Source organism: Aquimarina addita, assembly GCF_039539305.1.
Lineage (GTDB): Bacteria > Bacteroidota > Bacteroidia > Flavobacteriales > Flavobacteriaceae > Aquimarina > Aquimarina addita.
The window spans coordinates 239,979-255,382 of record NZ_BAABCW010000002.1 but is presented as its reverse complement, the minus strand read 5'-3'; the positions used below and the strand labels follow the sequence as shown (position 1 = coordinate 255,382).

The following is a 15,404-nucleotide window of genomic DNA, read 5'->3' as shown; positions in this document are numbered from 1 at the left end:
CGAACCAACTAATACACAATGAAAAACACAAAAACACTAGCTATCTTAATGGCTCTCGTTATTTCTGTTATCTTTATCTCTTGCGAAAATGAATCAGAAATATCCCCACAACAAACTATCAATAACACTATAAACGATACTACAGAATTCAATGCTTTGATCGATGAAGCGTTAGCAGAACAACCTCGAGAAGCCAGAAAAGCATATGATTCTGTAAGAACTGTCAAATATGTCGATTTAGATCGCTATGATGGTCGTTGGTATGAAATTGCAAAATTTGAAAATCCTTTTGAAGCGGATTGCACCTGTACTACTGCAGATTATGAATTAATAGATGGACAAGTAAATGTTCTTAATAGTTGTATTCTGTCGACAACTGGAGCAGTGAATAGTATTACAGGAAAAGCTATAGTGGCTGACCCTCAAACAAATGCTAAACTTATTCTAACCTTAGACGGGATTCCTTTTCCTGCAGATTATTGGATTCTGGATCTTATAACTGATGATGTAAATGAAGAATATCAGTTTGCTGTAGTGGGTGGTCCGTCCAGAGAAAACTTATTCATATTAAGCAGGACTCCAAAAATTACAACTTTTAGTCATAAAGTATCTGTACTCAAATTATTAATCAGACTTACATTGCAAGGATATGATATTAGAAATTTAAAAATTTCTCCTCAATCCTTAGATTGTATATACCCATAAAGTGTCCCAAACACCAAATGAAAAAGGTCTTTGAATAGTATTATCAAAGGCCTTTTTCTAATTTATAAACAATATTATTGCGCAACACTTACTTCTTTCATATATAACTCTAAGGAAGCAAGTTCTTCATCAGACATTTTTTTCAAACGAGCAAAGTTCGTTTTCATTACTGCATAATTTTCGGGATCTACAATAGGCTCACTCTTTTGTTTTAGGAAACTGATAATATCACCGTCTTGCTCCTTATACACCTTCATTATAGTCGTAACACTAGGACCTATTGACTTTTTATTAATCCTATGACAGGAATAGCAATTTCCTTTACCTTTAAACAATTGTTCTCCAAGCTCAAAGGGTTTAGTCTCCTTCTCTTTAGTTCCAATAACTATTTTCTCTTTCTCCGCTTTTTTTTCAGACTGGCAGCTTACAAATATGAAGCTTAAAACTAAAAGTAATGATAAAACCTTGTTCATTTGTTTAAATTTAACATTATGTATAGTATATAAAATATATCAAAATAATTCAGACATCAGGATTTATACAGCTTATCAATATCTTTCTTAAATCGTTCTAATAAATCTCTGGAAAAACCGGTAATTAACTTTTTTTCTTCAGTTTTAATGCCCTCGTGTGCTTCAGCAATTCTTGTGAGTGCATATATCATAAAATCATATTCTTCATCCGGCCCATGATCAGAAAATACTTCAATTACCTTTTTATATAATGTTTCTAAATCATTTTGATTTTTATGCTCATAATCAAAAGACCATTTTATTTCCTGCCCTTTGGGATGTGCTTTAAAAATTTCGTCCAAAGTTTTTACTTCTTCTTTTTGAATAACTCCATCACTCATAGCTATTACATACAATAATTCTCCGAAAGTTTGATATAACCGATCTTTATTTACCATAAAAAATTATTTTACAAATGAACTTTATCCAAAATTTCTTCTATATTTTGTAACAAGTTGCTATTTTAAAAGCCTTACTACATCCTTAGCAAAATAGCTAGCAATCATATCAGCACCTGCCCTCTTAAATGCAATTAATTGTTCCATCATTACTGCATCGTGATCTAACCAGCCTTTTTCTGCAGCTGCTTTAAGCATAGCATACTCGCCACTTACCTGATAAACTGCAACAGGGACGTCAACCGCTTCCTTGACATCTCTTACAATATCCAGATAACATAATCCTGGTTTTACCATGACGATATCAGCACCCTCTTCTACATCAATCAAAGTCTCTTTTACAGCTTCTCTACGATTAGAAAAATCCATCTGATATGTTTTTTTATCTCCAAAACCAGGAGCAGAATCTAATGCATCTCTAAAAGGGCCATAAAAAGAAGAAGCATACTTTGCACTATAACTCATAATACCAGTATTTTTAAAATTTTCTTTTTCCAGCAATTCTCTAATAGCCAGTATTCTCCCATCCATCATATCACTTGGCGCAACAAAATCCGCACCCGCCTGTGCATGCGACAAAGACATCTGTGCTAATATTTCGCAAGTAGCGTCATTAATAACATACCCATTTTCAACAACACCATCATGTCCATAAGATGAATAAGGATCCAGCGCAACATCTGTCATGATTAACATATCTGGAGCCACTTCTTTTATTGTCTTAATCGCCCGCTGCATCAACCCATCAGCATTTAAGGCTTCTGTTCCTTTATTATCCTTAAGCGCATCTGGCACTTTTACAAAAAGTAAAACTGCTTTTAATCCCATTGCCCAGATTTCTCTTATTTCAGACCTTAATAAATCAAGACTAAATCGATAATATGAAGGCATAGAAGCAATTTCTTCCTTTATCTGATGACCTTCTACCACAAATAGTGGGACTAAAAAATCATTGGGAGTAAGCACATTTTCTCTTACCAAAGATCGAATAGCGTTATGCGTTCTTAATCTTCTGTTTCTGCGTATTTGTAGCATCTCTGAACCTAAAATTTAGTGTATGTAAATATACTGATATATCCTTTATCAATTCTGAAATAATAAAGTAAGAAACATATATGACTGACCAAACTAATCGTATTTATCTGCACTATAAACCTTTAAACTATTTTTTTTGCCGTTTATCGAAAATTATCTTCAAAAAAAAATCCTTAGCATTGTTTTTAACATTTCAATAACGTATCTTGTTTTGGCTCAATTTATATAATTAATTTTCCACTCGATGTTAGCAAAGTATAAAGAACAGTTTTTAGAAAGGCACGAAAACGAAATGGGTTCTTTTTTTTTCTATAAAAACTTTATAATAGCAGAAATGAAAGAAGGTGTAGCATTAAACTATGAAAATTCAAAAATGCAATATGAACTTGGTAAAAAGTATTACGGAAATAAAACCCCTTTTGTTTATATAAGTCATAGATTAAATTCATACTCGATTACACCAACTGATCACTATAAATCAGTTAAAACATTTCCAAATTTGGTTGGTCTTGCTATTGTGAGCTACTCATCCATTACCATTAAAGTTGCAGAATTAGAAAAAGCATTTCTTGATATTCCTGTAAATATAAGTGACAATTTAGATGATGCATTGTATTGGGCAGAAGATCTTATAATCTCTGACTAACATCCTGATCACTGTTCTCAAAATTTCAACGAATTCAGTATAGAATACTTTATCCCAAAATAATTTTTTATTGTCGTTAGTATTCCACTTTATCTCCGAATAAATTGTAACAATACTTAGCTGATGGCGTCTTGATAAATAGGTGAGGCAACTATTTTATCAGAATACCGTCTATACTAGTATATCACAAAAATTATTACAATGAAAATTCAGAAACATACGGTTATTTCCATACTATTTTTTATTAGTTACTGGTCACTGTTTGCTCAAACTATAGAATCTAAAATAGTAGACAAAAAAACAAATCAGCCTATACCGTATGCAACCATACAATTATCAGAAAGTGATGGAATTATTACTAATGAAGAAGGTAGATTCAGTGTAACAATACAAGAAAAAAACACGCCAATAGACTCCATATTTATATCTTCTATGGGATATGAACGAGTAGGTATTGCGGTTCAAAATACTATAGATACTATTATTTATATTAATCCTAAAGCTGTAGCATTAAAAAGCGTGTTCGTAACCAATAAAAACCTAAGTGTTGACGAGATAATTGACAATGTAGAGGACGGAATCCGTAAGAATTATGATTTTGATCTTACTAATAAAAAGCTATTTTTCAGAGAATCTTATACTAACTTTATAAATAAACTGGATATTGAATTTAAAAAATCAACTATTGTAGAATTAGACAAAAAACTAATTGACAGTATTGTCAGGATAATCCCAAAAAAATCTGAATTTTACACAGAAGTTCTAGGTAATTTTTATGGCAATTTAGAAAAGCAAAAACTAAATATTAGCAAAGGTGCTAGATTATATGATAAAGACAATGAGGGTTCGGTTGAAGCGTTGTACAAAAAAATTGAGACCATTCTGAAAGAAAATATTAAGCCTGATTCTTATCTAAAAATTAAATCCGGGATTTTTAGTCAAAAAGTACAGGTGGATTCTATTTTAAAAGCAAATCAGGATGCTGCAGATATCAAAAATGAACTGGGTGAATCTAAGGAAAATTTTTTTTACACTTCAAGAAAAACCAATTTAACAAACCTGTTTGCTGATCTGTTTTTTCAGGAGGACACCAAACTAAATATAATTAGAAAATCAGGTCGGTACACCTTTGAGAAAGTTGATTTTACCACAATAGATGATAGTGGAGTTTATATTATAAATTTTTCACCTAATAGATGGGCTGATTTTAAAGGAACTTTATATGTAAATACTGAGGATTTCTCAGTAATGCGAATTGATTATCAAAACGTGAAACCTTTAAAAAAATATAATTTATTAGGCATTAGTTATGAAGAAACTCTGTATAGTGGAAAAACATTCTTTTCTAAAGGAATCAATGGAAAATACAGCCCTCGATTTATCGAAAAGATAACTGGAAATAAATTTGGAGTAGATAGACCTCTCAAAGTGATTGAAAAAAATAAAAATATAAAGGGAAAACGCAAACAAAATGAATTATCTCTCGAACTAGATATTTTTAATACTAATAGAAACAAATATGAGGTCATTGTATTCGATACACAAAGTATATCAGAAAAAGGATACACATCAGCTAAAGAAAATAAAAATATAGAAGCCGCCTACCTATCCAGATATGATCCAAATTTCTGGAAAGGATATACCATTATAGAGCCCAATGCTGCGATTAAAGAATTTACAATAGAAGAGGAAGAATAAAACAAAGAATCTGAAACCTATGTGAAGCTAAAATTTTTATCAGTATAAATCTAAAGTCTTTAGCAATGCTTCAAAATAAAAATCTTCCTGATCCGGTATTACTACTGTTTTGTATGCCGTGTTTTTAATTACATAGTAAGAGGAAGATTTTTTATCCAGAGTCTCTGAGTGTAAATTAACTATGTTTTGTATAAAATTATTAATTAGTACTACCTCATCATAAGTAATTACCCGTCTTATAGTAGGTTGATCACTTTTGAATACTAGATAATCATCTCTAAAACTAAGTGATGCAGAAGGAGCCTCTTTTTTATGAAATTCAAAAGTGAAATCTTTAGAGGTAAATATTTTGTTTATATTTTCAATTGTAGGATCCACAGTGCGAGCACAAGCGATAACCGTAATTACACACATTAATAACAGGATATTCCTCATCGTTTTACCTAGCCTATAAATCAATATCTAAGATAACGAATTTACTAAAAACAAAAATACCATAACTTCAGAGTTTAAAAAACTGTAGAGAAGTTATGGTAACACCAAATTATCACCTTTCTGTATTTTAAAAATTACCAGAAATAATTAATAATATTTTTTATGCTTACCTATATAAATATATGGGTTATTTTGCAGCCAATCGTTTTATCGAACTTTCAAAATCTACATTTTCAAGATTACTGATCAGTAGTCCAATTCCACCTGATTTAGACGCAACGATATATTCTGTTTGAAATTTTTTCTCTTTCTCAAATGCTTTGAGATATTTTAATTTTACCACTTTAGAAGTAGGTGTAAAGAAAAAGCGACCGTGTATTCTTTTATATCTTACTTTTTGTTTAGTGGATTCCATTTTTAACTGATTACTTAGAGCAGTCACTACATTCGCAGCTCTATCTTCGTCTAATTGGAAATAATCACAAGCATATATAAATACATAATTCTCAATATTCTTTTCATGTACAAAAAGTTCAAAATCTACCTTCTTAGCTTGAATTTTTTCCAATTCTTCAATGGCAACTTTTTTTAATTTTGGACTACCTGTTTTAAGAGAATCAAGTCTTGATGTAAACTCTTCCGGAGACATTTTTATGTATCCATTTGTTAATGTAATAGTGTTTTCTTTAAACTCAAAAGTATTTTTTTTGTAATTTACTTCAGAAGAGGCTTTCTTTTCTGATGATATATATTCGCATCCTGTAAGAAGAATTACGCTTAATAATAGTAGAATTTTTTTCATAGATTCTTGTGTTTAATTTGTTTAACTTACTGTGCTAAACCTTATTATATATTTCAAAGATAGGAAAAAAATTCAATTGGTCAACCATTTTATCTATTTTTTATGCATTTAATCGATATTTAACTACTGCTAAACCGTATTAAAAATAGGTTTTATAGATTATAGGATCAATAAACAGGTTTAAAAGCTCAACATAAGTAAGAAAAAACTTTCGATTAAGAATAAAGGGGAATTTTAAAAAAATTAGGACTAACCTATTTATTTCAAAATTAATAATCAGACTTGATTATTTTAGGTTTGTTGTATTACATTACTACGATCGCTTATTTAAATCCAATCAATTGGGTCGGTTAATATAGCTAACATTCTCGCTTCTTCAGTGCCGGCTTCAGGATGATGGTCATAACGCCATTGTACTTGAGGTGGCAAACTCATCAGAATACTTTCAATTCTACCATTAGTTTTTAACCCAAAAAGTGTCCCTTTATCATGAACTAAATTAAATTCTACATATCGCCCTCGTCTTATTTCTTGCCAATCTTTTTGTTCCTTAGTAAATGGCATATCTTTTCTCTTTAATACGATAGGAACATAAGCATTCAGAAAATTATTTCCAACTTCGGTTACAAAATCATACCAATTCTCCATAGACATCTCATCAGTAGTCTTACAATAATCAAAAAACAACCCTCCTATACCACGTCTCTCACCCCGATGCTCATTATAAAAATAATCGTCACATTTTTTTTTATATAACGGATAAAAATCAGGATGATGACGATCACAAGACTCCTTACACACTTTATGAAAATGTCTCGCATCTTCATCAAATAAATAATATGGTGTTAAATCTTGTCCTCCACCAAACCAACTTCCTACTACTGCACCATCAGTATCATACATCTCAAAATACCTCCAATTTGCATGAACAGTAGGTGCCATGGGGTTTTTAGGATGTAACACAAGTGATAGTCCACAAGCAAAAAAGTCTACATCACCTACTTTAAAATATGTTTGCATTGATTGAGGTAATTTACCGTGAACTCCAGAAATATTAACACCTCCTTTTTCGAATACATTACCATTCTCAATTACACGTGTTCTTCCCCCACCCCCTTCCGGACGTTTCCATATATCTTCCTTAAAAGTTGCTTTCCCATCGATTTCTTCTAATTTTACAGAAATTGTATCTTGAAGATTTTGGATATATTGATAAAACTTTTCTTTCATACGTTACTTTGTTCATTGAGGATTATAAAACATACTAAAACATGCAATATACTAGATTATTAGATGTATGTAAACCGAGTAACGATATTTTATAAAAGCTTCCGAAAAGGTGACGATTATAAAAGTATACGAGAGTCAGCCTTACTTAACCATACGAATTCTACTATTTTACCATCAAATTCTAAATATTATAGCACGCAAAGGTTTTGAAAGTTTATTTTTGATCATTAATAAATAAGCCTAAAAATTAACTTAGTATACATAATTAAGTGAAAGTTACTTTTTCAATCGGTAAAAACAACTTCTTAAAAACAAATAAAAAAAGTATATAATGAATCAACACCTAATCTTTTTAATTCTTTCTTTAAAAAAAACACTGTTATTCACTATCATTTTAATCTCTTGTACCCTTTCTGCTCAAACATTTAGAAATCTAGGCTTACATACTCAAGTAGATCATGTACAACCCATGACTGGTATTGTTTTCTGGACTGACAATGGCTCTGATCTCAATACACTGGGAGATAAAGTTCAACTTACATTCTCATATCTTGTTTATGCTGACATTGTTTCACAAGAAAACGTATACGATTGGTCAGTCGTAGACGATTTATTAGAAGATGCAGCTAACCAAGGAAGACAAGTAATTTTACGTTTTCGATATACCTATCCTGGAGAGACAACACCCAGCGTTCCTCAATACATAAGAAATCGAGGTGATTATACAGATCAAATAATGAATGTAGAAGGAAGTAGTACTTATATTCCTGATTGGTCAAATCAGGAATTACAGGATTTCACTATGGAATTCTTTACCAATTTTGCAAATAGATATGATACTGATGAAAGAGTTGCTTTTCTACAAATTGGGTTTGGTTCTTATTCAGAATATCACTTGTATGATGGTCCTTTCCAATTTGGCCAGACATTTCCAACAAAAGCTTATCAAACCACTTTTCTTCAACATGTAGATGCTGTATTTAATGAAACTCAATGGGCGATTTCTATCGATGCAGCTGATGGTAGTCACACACCTATTTCATCAAACAATACACTTAAGAACCTGAATTATGGATTATTTGATGATTCCTTTTTACACGAAGAACACTCAGAAAATGATAATGAGTATAATAGAGCTTCCTGGTTACTGTTCGGTGAGAATAGAGCAAATACTAATGTTGCTGGTGGAGAATTGAATTATTATTCTAATTATGACCAGGAACATGTACTTGATACCCCTAATGGTCCATGGGGAACATCGTTTGAAGAATTAGCGGCATTATATGATATTAGCTATATGATAGGTAATGATCAATTAAATTATCAATCTTCTGCAAGAATAGAAGAAGCAGGTATGAATATAGGATATCATTATGAAGTGACCCAGTTTAGAACAAATGGTACTATTACCGAAGTTACAATAACAAACACCGGACTTGCTCCTATTTATTACGATGCATATCCTACAGTAGCTGGTATTCGGTCTACAGAAAGTCTTAAAGGGTTAACCAGTGGTCAAAGCAGGTCATTTACTATTAATACCAACGCAGAAAGCGAAAGCTTAACAATAACATCAGATCGATTGGTGACAGGACAGGAAATTCAGTTTGATGCAGATTTAGATGAAAGCATATTATCTGTTACAGAAGTTTTTGTAGATGACACCTCTGTAATTTCATACCCTAATCCTTTTAAAGATGAACTTACAATTACTCTTAAAAATACGACTCCTGTTCAAGTTTCAATTTTTAATATTTTGGGAAGCAGTATTTTTCAGCAAGAAGTAATAACAGATGATTATACTATAGATACAAGTAGATTTAAAACAGGAATATATATTCTAAAAACAGAAAGTGCTCATAATAGTTCAATACAAACCATCATCAAACAGTAAAAACAGTTTGGAGTATTCTTGCTTTGTACCCGGAAGCTTGAATGCCGGACACTTTCGAGAATTGAGTTCATCTTTCAAGTATTATCTGAATACTAATGAAAGATGAGCTCTTTTTTCTTAGCCTGGTAATACTATCACTTTTTATATTTCTGATCAATTATACATTGTATCAAATGAAAGAATCACACCATTTTTGAGGTGTAATAATACTATTAACTCTCTATCTTATTGACATCTGGAGCAGCAGTGGATAGTTTAATAAATCCTTCATTTTTGAGCGCTTTAACTGTTTCAGTAGACGCTGCTACCACAGAAATTGGCAAAACAATAATAAAGCCAATAATGGGTATAAATAGCATTAGTATAAATATGATTCCATTACCTAAGGCAACTCCTTTATGATTTTTAACAAATTGAATACTTTCTTTGTACTTAAAATGTCGTTCCATTGTATAGTCCATATTGCCAAAACCTACATAAAATGCTTGAATTGCAAAAATCAAAATCGTAAAAACCAATCCGATTACTGGAATAAATGTTAAAACAACCAGTGGAATTACAAACAGTACTTCTCTGATAAGATTGCGTATGTTAATCCGAATACCTCTTCCAAGCTGTTCACTAAAAGTAGTTTTACGATGCACATGTCTTATATCTCCCAGAAGGTACGCTTCTATTTTTTCTGAAACCGGACTCATAAACGGTGATGATAAAGCCATCACAATATGCTTATAGGGAATCAATGCCAAGACGGCAATTAATAAACCACCCAGAATTGTACTAATAGTAGAAAATGTTTCAGAACCCCATTTCCAAATCCAAACTTTTGCAATATAATACCCCACATCATCTGCAAAAAAATAAATAAGCGTAGCAAAGAATAAACCCGTACACAAACTAATGATAATTGGAACTCCAAAATATTTCCAAAGTCCCAACTTGAATATTAATGAAAAAGATCCAAAATAAGCTTTTATTCCATTTATTATACTTTTGATCATAATAGATGTTATTGATTGTTTATGTACTGTATTTTATCATTCAATGTTATAGAATAAGTTTTTGTGTTTTGCAACGTATATGTATACATACCCAATGCTTTATTCAAATACCGTTGATCGTTTATTTTTTGTCCTATTGTAGAAAATAAGTCCGCCGTTAGCTCTATCTGTTCTATAGTAAGATTACGATCTATTAGAAAATCGATAAGTGTATGATCCTCTTTCTCTATCAAATTTTCTAGTGTAACCCCTATCCTCTCTTTGAATACTTTCTGTATTTTTTCTATAGTTTCGGCTTCTGTATCTGATGTAATTCCTGCAGCTTTAGAAATCAATACTGAAAGCATCCGTGTCGGCTTCTGTATTTCTTTTATAAACCAATCCTCAATAGCCATTTTATTCCTTTACATAGATTAGTATCAATTTATAAAAAATTGTTTCAAAAAAAATTAAATTTCTGAAATATATACCAATGTTTCCTTATGTTCTTCTAACCCGTCAACAGAACTTATTTTTATAGCTTGTTGAGCTTTTTGTTGAATAAAAGCTATAATTTCTTCTTCTAAATGATCTCTACTCCTGCGAAAATAAAATAAACCTACACTATTATTATGCAAATCCATTGCCATATCTAAGGGTGCATTTGGCGCCAATTTTTCGTGCAAATCCGTTATTTTCTTTGCCCAAAATACAGATTTTTCTTCATTTCTACTAACTGTAAAAATATAACGACAAATTAAAAGCGTCCATAACGCATGCCTAAAAGCGTTTGATCTTCCGTTAGCGTTATGTTTCTTATTATACAACCTATTACAGGTCTTTAACGTACTTCTGGTTGCCTTTAAAGTAGGAAGAATATATAGCGGTTTTTGCAGTAAAAGTATAGACAACTCTACTAATTGTCTCAAGCTAAGTTGTTGTACCGTCTTCCATATATTCACTGTCCTATATCTTATATTCTTTCACAGCATCCACAAAAGCTTTTGCGTTTGCAACCGGAATATTAGGTAATATTCCATGTCCCAAATTAGCAATATATCGATCTTTCCCAAACGCATCAATCATTTCTTTCACCATTTTTTTGATCTCTGATGGTGGCGACAACAATCTGGATGGATCAAAATTCCCTTGCAAGGTTATATTTCCTCCTGTCAGGTATCTTGCATTTCTGGGAGAACAAGTCCAATCCACTCCTAGCGCAGCAGCTCCGGACTTAGCCATATCCTGTAATGCAAACCAACATCCTTTTCCAAAAACAATAACCTCTGTTTCATCCTTTAGGGCATCTACAATCTGCTGTATATATTTCCAGGAGAATTCTTGGTAATCTACGGGAGACAGCATCCCACCCCAACTATCAAACACCTGAACAGCATTAACTCCCGCAGCCACTTTTGCTTTAAGATATGTAATTGTAGTATCCGTGATCTTTTGTAATAATGCATGAGCTGCCACAGGTTCTGTAAAACAAAATCCTTTTGCCTTATCAAAATTTTTAGACCCTTGTCCTTGTACTGCATAACACATAATTGTCCATGGAGAACCTGCAAAGCCGATCAGTGGAACTCGATTACCTAATTTCTCTTTTGTCATTATAATCGCCTCCATTACATATCCTAATTCTTCTTGAACATCTGGCACAATCACCTCATCTACATCTTTTGCAGTTCGTATAGGTTTAGGTAACCAAGGACCTATTCCATCTTTCATCTCTACCTCAATATTCATCGCCTGTGGGATCACTAAAATATCACTGAATAAGATAGCTGCATCAGGTCCTATAATATCTATGGGTTGCACTGTAATTTCTGATGCAAGTTCTGGAGTTCTGCATCGTGTAAAAAAGTCATATTTATTTTTTAATGCCATAAATTCTGGCAAATATCTTCCTGCCTGACGCATCATCCATACTGGTGGACGCTCTACAGTTTCTCCTTTTAATGCTCTTAAAAATAAATCGTTTTTTATCATAATCTTTTAATATTACATCATCCTAAACATGAGATTCAAGTGAGGATTATCCATTTTTTTTAAAATATTTTACTACCTGAACAATTACATTTTCGATGGTAGCTTTATTTGCAACACACACTGTTTGCGTATATTTTTTTGCTTCAGAAGCAGTAGTATTTCCTATACAAAATACTACACTATCACCAATCCTATTTGTACGAACGTAGCTTTGTACTCCAGATGGACTAAAAAAAAGTATCCCATCAAAAATGCGATTGAATATTTTTGAGTTTAAGTGAGTACGATATACTATATATTCTTTCAAACGAACACTATTATTTTTTAAAATCAATGGTAGTTCATCCCTCCGTAAATTGCCACAAAAAAAACTAAATTGTTCATTTTTATATTTTTTTGAAATAATTTTTGCCAGATCAGCAGCAGTTTCAGCGGTCTCTAAAACTTTCTGACCATTTGTTTCCAAAAATAATTTGGTTTTTTCCCCAACACAAAAAGTATTTTGAATTTTAAAATCATCTGAAGAATAAGCAATATTAAGATTCAACATAGCTCGTACTGCATTTTTACTGGTAAAAATGCCATTTTTTATATTTTCAGAAAGGTCTATTGGTACTAATTCTATGTCAAGCGCATTATATTCCACAAGCCCGATCCCTGCATTCAATAACAATTCCTGTTGAGCGGTAGATAGTTTTTTTGTGGATAGTACGGTTTTCATTCTTTACTCATCTCTTTCTTTATCGACTCCATTATTTCTCTACCACCATTTTCTAGAATCCATTGAGCACACTTTACTCCTATATCTTTTTTTTCAGCTATTTTACACGTTTTACTAATTTCTACTTTATCTTTTCCGTCCAGACTAAAGAGTACTCCTGTAAAATGTATTTGATCCTTATCAATTCTTGCCAATGCCCCAATTGGAGCAGTGCATCCTCCCTCCAATTCTTTCAAAAATGCTCTTTCGATATGCACACATATTTCAGAATTTATATGATTGAGATGAGACAAAGCTTCTAAGCAATAGGAGTCATCTTGTTTTGCCACAACCAACATTGCTCCTTGTGCAGGTGCAGGAATCATCCAATCAAGATCTAGATAATCTTTTGGTTTCAGATTGATACGTTCTAGTCCCGCAGCCGCAAAAATAGCTCCATTCCAGTTATTATCGTTTAGTTTTTGCATTCTGGTATTTACATTTCCACGTAAATCAACAACGGTATGACCAGGGTATTTATGAAGCCATTGTGCCTGTCTTCTTAGACTTCCTGTAGCAATAATACCTTGCCCATTCAGAAAATCTAATCCTTTATGTAACAAAATATCTTGTACATTAGCGCGTTCTAACACAGCAGCTTCTACGATTCCTTTTGGTAATGCTGTAGGCACATCTTTCATAGAATGTACTGCTATATCTACCTCATTATTGATCATTGCAATATCAAGGGTTTTGGTAAAAATACCAGTAATTCCCAATTCATATAAAGGTTTATCTAAAAGGATGTCTCCTGTTGATTTTACAGTAACTAATGTTGTAGTATATCCTAAATTTCTAAGCTTATCTTGTACTGTATGCGCTTGCCAAAGTGCTAATTCACTATCTCTGGTACCAATTCGAATTGTCTTAACCACTATTACTTCTTTTGTATTTGAAATACTTTTTGGATCAGTTCAATACTTTCATCAGTAGCAGTATTTTCATCTTTAAGATGACTGGCAAAATGATTGGTTATCTTCTGAATAATACGATCACTGATGATAGTAGCTTGTTCTTCGTTAAAATCCGATATCTTTTTTCTCTGAAGATTAATTTCGGCATCTTTAAAAGTAGCTAATTTAGTTTTTAATGCTTTTATTGTGGGCGCATATTTTCTGGTTGCTATCCAAGCATCAAATTCTGATTTTACTTCTTCAATGATACCTTCTGCTTTAGGAATTTCCAACTTTCTTCGATGCAATGTATTATCTGTAATCCTTGATAAATCATCCATATGTACTAAAGTGATATTTGGTAATTCTGTAACATCAGCAGCAACATTTTTAGGAATGGACAAATCCAAAATCAACAGTGGTTTATCCGTGTTGATCATATTTTTAGCAATTGTTGGAGTTTGTGCCCCTGTAGCTACAATAAGAACATCTGCTTTATTTACCTCATCCGTAAGGTTATCAAAATCTCTAACAATTAAATTAAATTTTCCCGCTACTTTCTCTGCAGTATCTCTCGTTCTATTAATTAAAACGATATGATCATTTTTAGTATGTTTAATTAAGTTTTCACAAGTGTTTCGCCCTATTTTTCCAATACCAAACAAAGCAATATTTTTTTCTGAGACATAAGGAACCTTAGCCAGAATGTATTGCACTGATGCAAAACTTACAGAAGTAGCACCAGAAGAAATGTCTGTTTCATTTTTAATTCGTTTACTTGCCTGAATAACTGCATTAGTCAATCGCTCTAAGAAAGGATTGATCATATCCAGTTTTTTAGAAGTCTTAAAACCTGATTTAATCTGACCTATAATTTCAAAATCTCCCAGAATCTGACTTTCTAATCCAGTTCCTACTCTAAATAAGTGAGCAACAGCTTTTCTGTTTTTGTGGATATAGGCTACTTTTTCAAATTCTTCAACAGTACCGTGGGTATGTTCACACAATAATTTTATGAGTTGAAAAGGATGTTGTGCAAAACCATATAACTCTGTACGATTGCAAGTAGATATTAATAAAAGACTTTCTATTTTTTCTTTTTTAGCTTGCTCGAGTATCAGAAGCTTTGCTTCATTAGAAATACTAAAATGACCTCGTATCTCCGCATCTGCTTTTTTATAGCTGAGGCCAATTGCATAAAAATTTGTTCCATTTGCTCGTAGGTGAGACTCCATACAAATTATCTACTTTTTTGCAATGCAAAAATATCTCAGATCAACTTTAAAAAATAACGCTTAAAGTTTTTTTAGTATCGAAATCCGATGTTTATACTCCGAAATATGTAAAAACCAGCAAAAACACCTATTTTTGTAGGGTAACAAAGATTTTAATCATTATTGTTTAGAATTAATCTAAATAAATAA

General features: G+C 32.0%; 17 protein-coding genes. 4 read left to right on the top strand and 13 right to left on the bottom strand.

The genetic code is table 11. The features are described from left to right. The first annotated feature begins 18 nt into the window (after positions 1-18). Entirely contained in the window at positions 19-705 is a 687-nt protein-coding gene (locus ABD816_RS03790; protein WP_344924904.1) for a lipocalin family protein, read from the top strand. Between the two features lie 74 nt (positions 706-779). Here ABD816_RS03790 and ABD816_RS03785 read toward each other — a convergent pair whose 3' ends face one another. Genes ABD816_RS03785 through hemB form a run of 3 tightly spaced genes read right to left on the bottom strand, consistent with a single transcriptional unit; the run spans position 780 to position 2,650 of the window. Further along, positions 780-1,178, bottom strand: a complete 399-nt coding sequence (locus tag ABD816_RS03785; RefSeq protein WP_344924902.1) for a c-type cytochrome — start codon at positions 1,176-1,178, stop codon at positions 780-782. Positions 1,179-1,234: 56 nt separating this feature from the next. Then, positions 1,235-1,615, bottom strand: coding sequence for a tellurite resistance TerB family protein (locus ABD816_RS03780; RefSeq protein WP_344924900.1), 381 nt, complete (start codon positions 1,613-1,615; stop codon positions 1,235-1,237). 60 nt (positions 1,616-1,675) lie between these two features. Next, complete coding sequence (hemB, locus tag ABD816_RS03775) at positions 1,676-2,650, bottom strand: porphobilinogen synthase (protein ID WP_344924898.1); 975 nt, start codon at positions 2,648-2,650, stop codon at positions 1,676-1,678. 244 nt (positions 2,651-2,894) lie between these two features. Between hemB and ABD816_RS03770 the strand changes: the two genes are divergently transcribed. Both ABD816_RS03770 and ABD816_RS03765 read left to right on the top strand, forming a co-directional pair. Beyond that, positions 2,895-3,296, top strand: coding sequence for a hypothetical protein (locus ABD816_RS03770; RefSeq protein ID WP_344924896.1), 402 nt, complete (start codon positions 2,895-2,897; stop codon positions 3,294-3,296). A 201-nt stretch (positions 3,297-3,497) separates the two neighbouring features. Then, complete coding sequence (locus ABD816_RS03765; protein WP_344924894.1) at positions 3,498-4,994, top strand: carboxypeptidase-like regulatory domain-containing protein; 1,497 nt, start codon at positions 3,498-3,500, stop codon at positions 4,992-4,994. A gap of 39 nt (positions 4,995-5,033) precedes the next feature. On the opposite strand, the gene ABD816_RS03760 is transcribed toward ABD816_RS03765, so the two are convergent. The 3 genes from ABD816_RS03760 to hemF all read right to left on the bottom strand — a co-directional run bounded on the left by ABD816_RS03760 (position 5,034) and on the right by hemF (position 7,461). Then, complete coding sequence (locus ABD816_RS03760) at positions 5,034-5,429, bottom strand: hypothetical protein (protein ID WP_344924892.1); 396 nt, start codon at positions 5,427-5,429, stop codon at positions 5,034-5,036. Positions 5,430-5,616: 187 nt separating this feature from the next. Then, complete coding sequence (locus ABD816_RS03755; protein ID WP_344924890.1) at positions 5,617-6,231, bottom strand: hypothetical protein; 615 nt, start codon at positions 6,229-6,231, stop codon at positions 5,617-5,619. Between the two features lie 327 nt (positions 6,232-6,558). Beyond that, positions 6,559-7,461: an oxygen-dependent coproporphyrinogen oxidase gene (gene hemF, locus ABD816_RS03750; protein ID WP_344924888.1), complete on the bottom strand. Its 903-nt coding sequence runs from the start codon at positions 7,459-7,461 to the stop codon at positions 6,559-6,561. Between the two features lie 331 nt (positions 7,462-7,792). On the opposite strand from hemF, the gene ABD816_RS03745 reads away from it, so the two are divergent. Further along, a complete protein-coding gene (locus ABD816_RS03745; protein WP_344924886.1) occupies positions 7,793-9,355 on the top strand; it encodes a T9SS type A sorting domain-containing protein in 1,563 nt (520 codons plus the stop codon). 212 nt (positions 9,356-9,567) lie between these two features. On the opposite strand, the gene ABD816_RS03740 is transcribed toward ABD816_RS03745, so the two are convergent. From ABD816_RS03740 to hemA, 7 genes are read right to left on the bottom strand one after another with little or no spacing between them, the layout of a single operon-like run. Beyond that, a complete protein-coding gene (locus ABD816_RS03740) occupies positions 9,568-10,356 on the bottom strand; it encodes an EI24 domain-containing protein (protein ID WP_344924884.1) in 789 nt (262 codons plus the stop codon). 8 nt (positions 10,357-10,364) lie between these two features. Beyond that, positions 10,365-10,751, bottom strand: a complete 387-nt coding sequence (locus ABD816_RS03735) for a hypothetical protein (protein ID WP_344924882.1) — start codon at positions 10,749-10,751, stop codon at positions 10,365-10,367. A gap of 54 nt (positions 10,752-10,805) precedes the next feature. Further along, a complete protein-coding gene (locus ABD816_RS03730) occupies positions 10,806-11,297 on the bottom strand; it encodes a DUF6973 domain-containing protein (protein WP_344924880.1) in 492 nt (163 codons plus the stop codon). Between the two features lie 4 nt (positions 11,298-11,301). Next, positions 11,302-12,327, bottom strand: a complete 1,026-nt coding sequence (gene hemE / locus ABD816_RS03725; protein ID WP_344924879.1) for a uroporphyrinogen decarboxylase — start codon at positions 12,325-12,327, stop codon at positions 11,302-11,304. 46 nt (positions 12,328-12,373) lie between these two features. After that, positions 12,374-13,048, bottom strand: coding sequence for a uroporphyrinogen-III synthase (locus ABD816_RS03720; protein WP_344924877.1), 675 nt, complete (start codon positions 13,046-13,048; stop codon positions 12,374-12,376). Continuing rightward, complete coding sequence (gene hemC / locus ABD816_RS03715) at positions 13,045-13,965, bottom strand: hydroxymethylbilane synthase (RefSeq protein WP_344925224.1); 921 nt, start codon at positions 13,963-13,965, stop codon at positions 13,045-13,047. The genes ABD816_RS03720 and hemC overlap by 4 nt, the downstream gene beginning before the upstream one ends. Continuing rightward, on the bottom strand, positions 13,965-15,215 hold the full coding sequence (gene hemA, locus ABD816_RS03710) for a glutamyl-tRNA reductase (protein ID WP_344924876.1): 1,251 nt from the start codon (positions 15,213-15,215) through the stop codon (positions 13,965-13,967). Before hemA ends, hemC begins: the two co-directional genes overlap by 1 nt. Positions 15,216-15,404 lie beyond the last annotated feature (189 nt).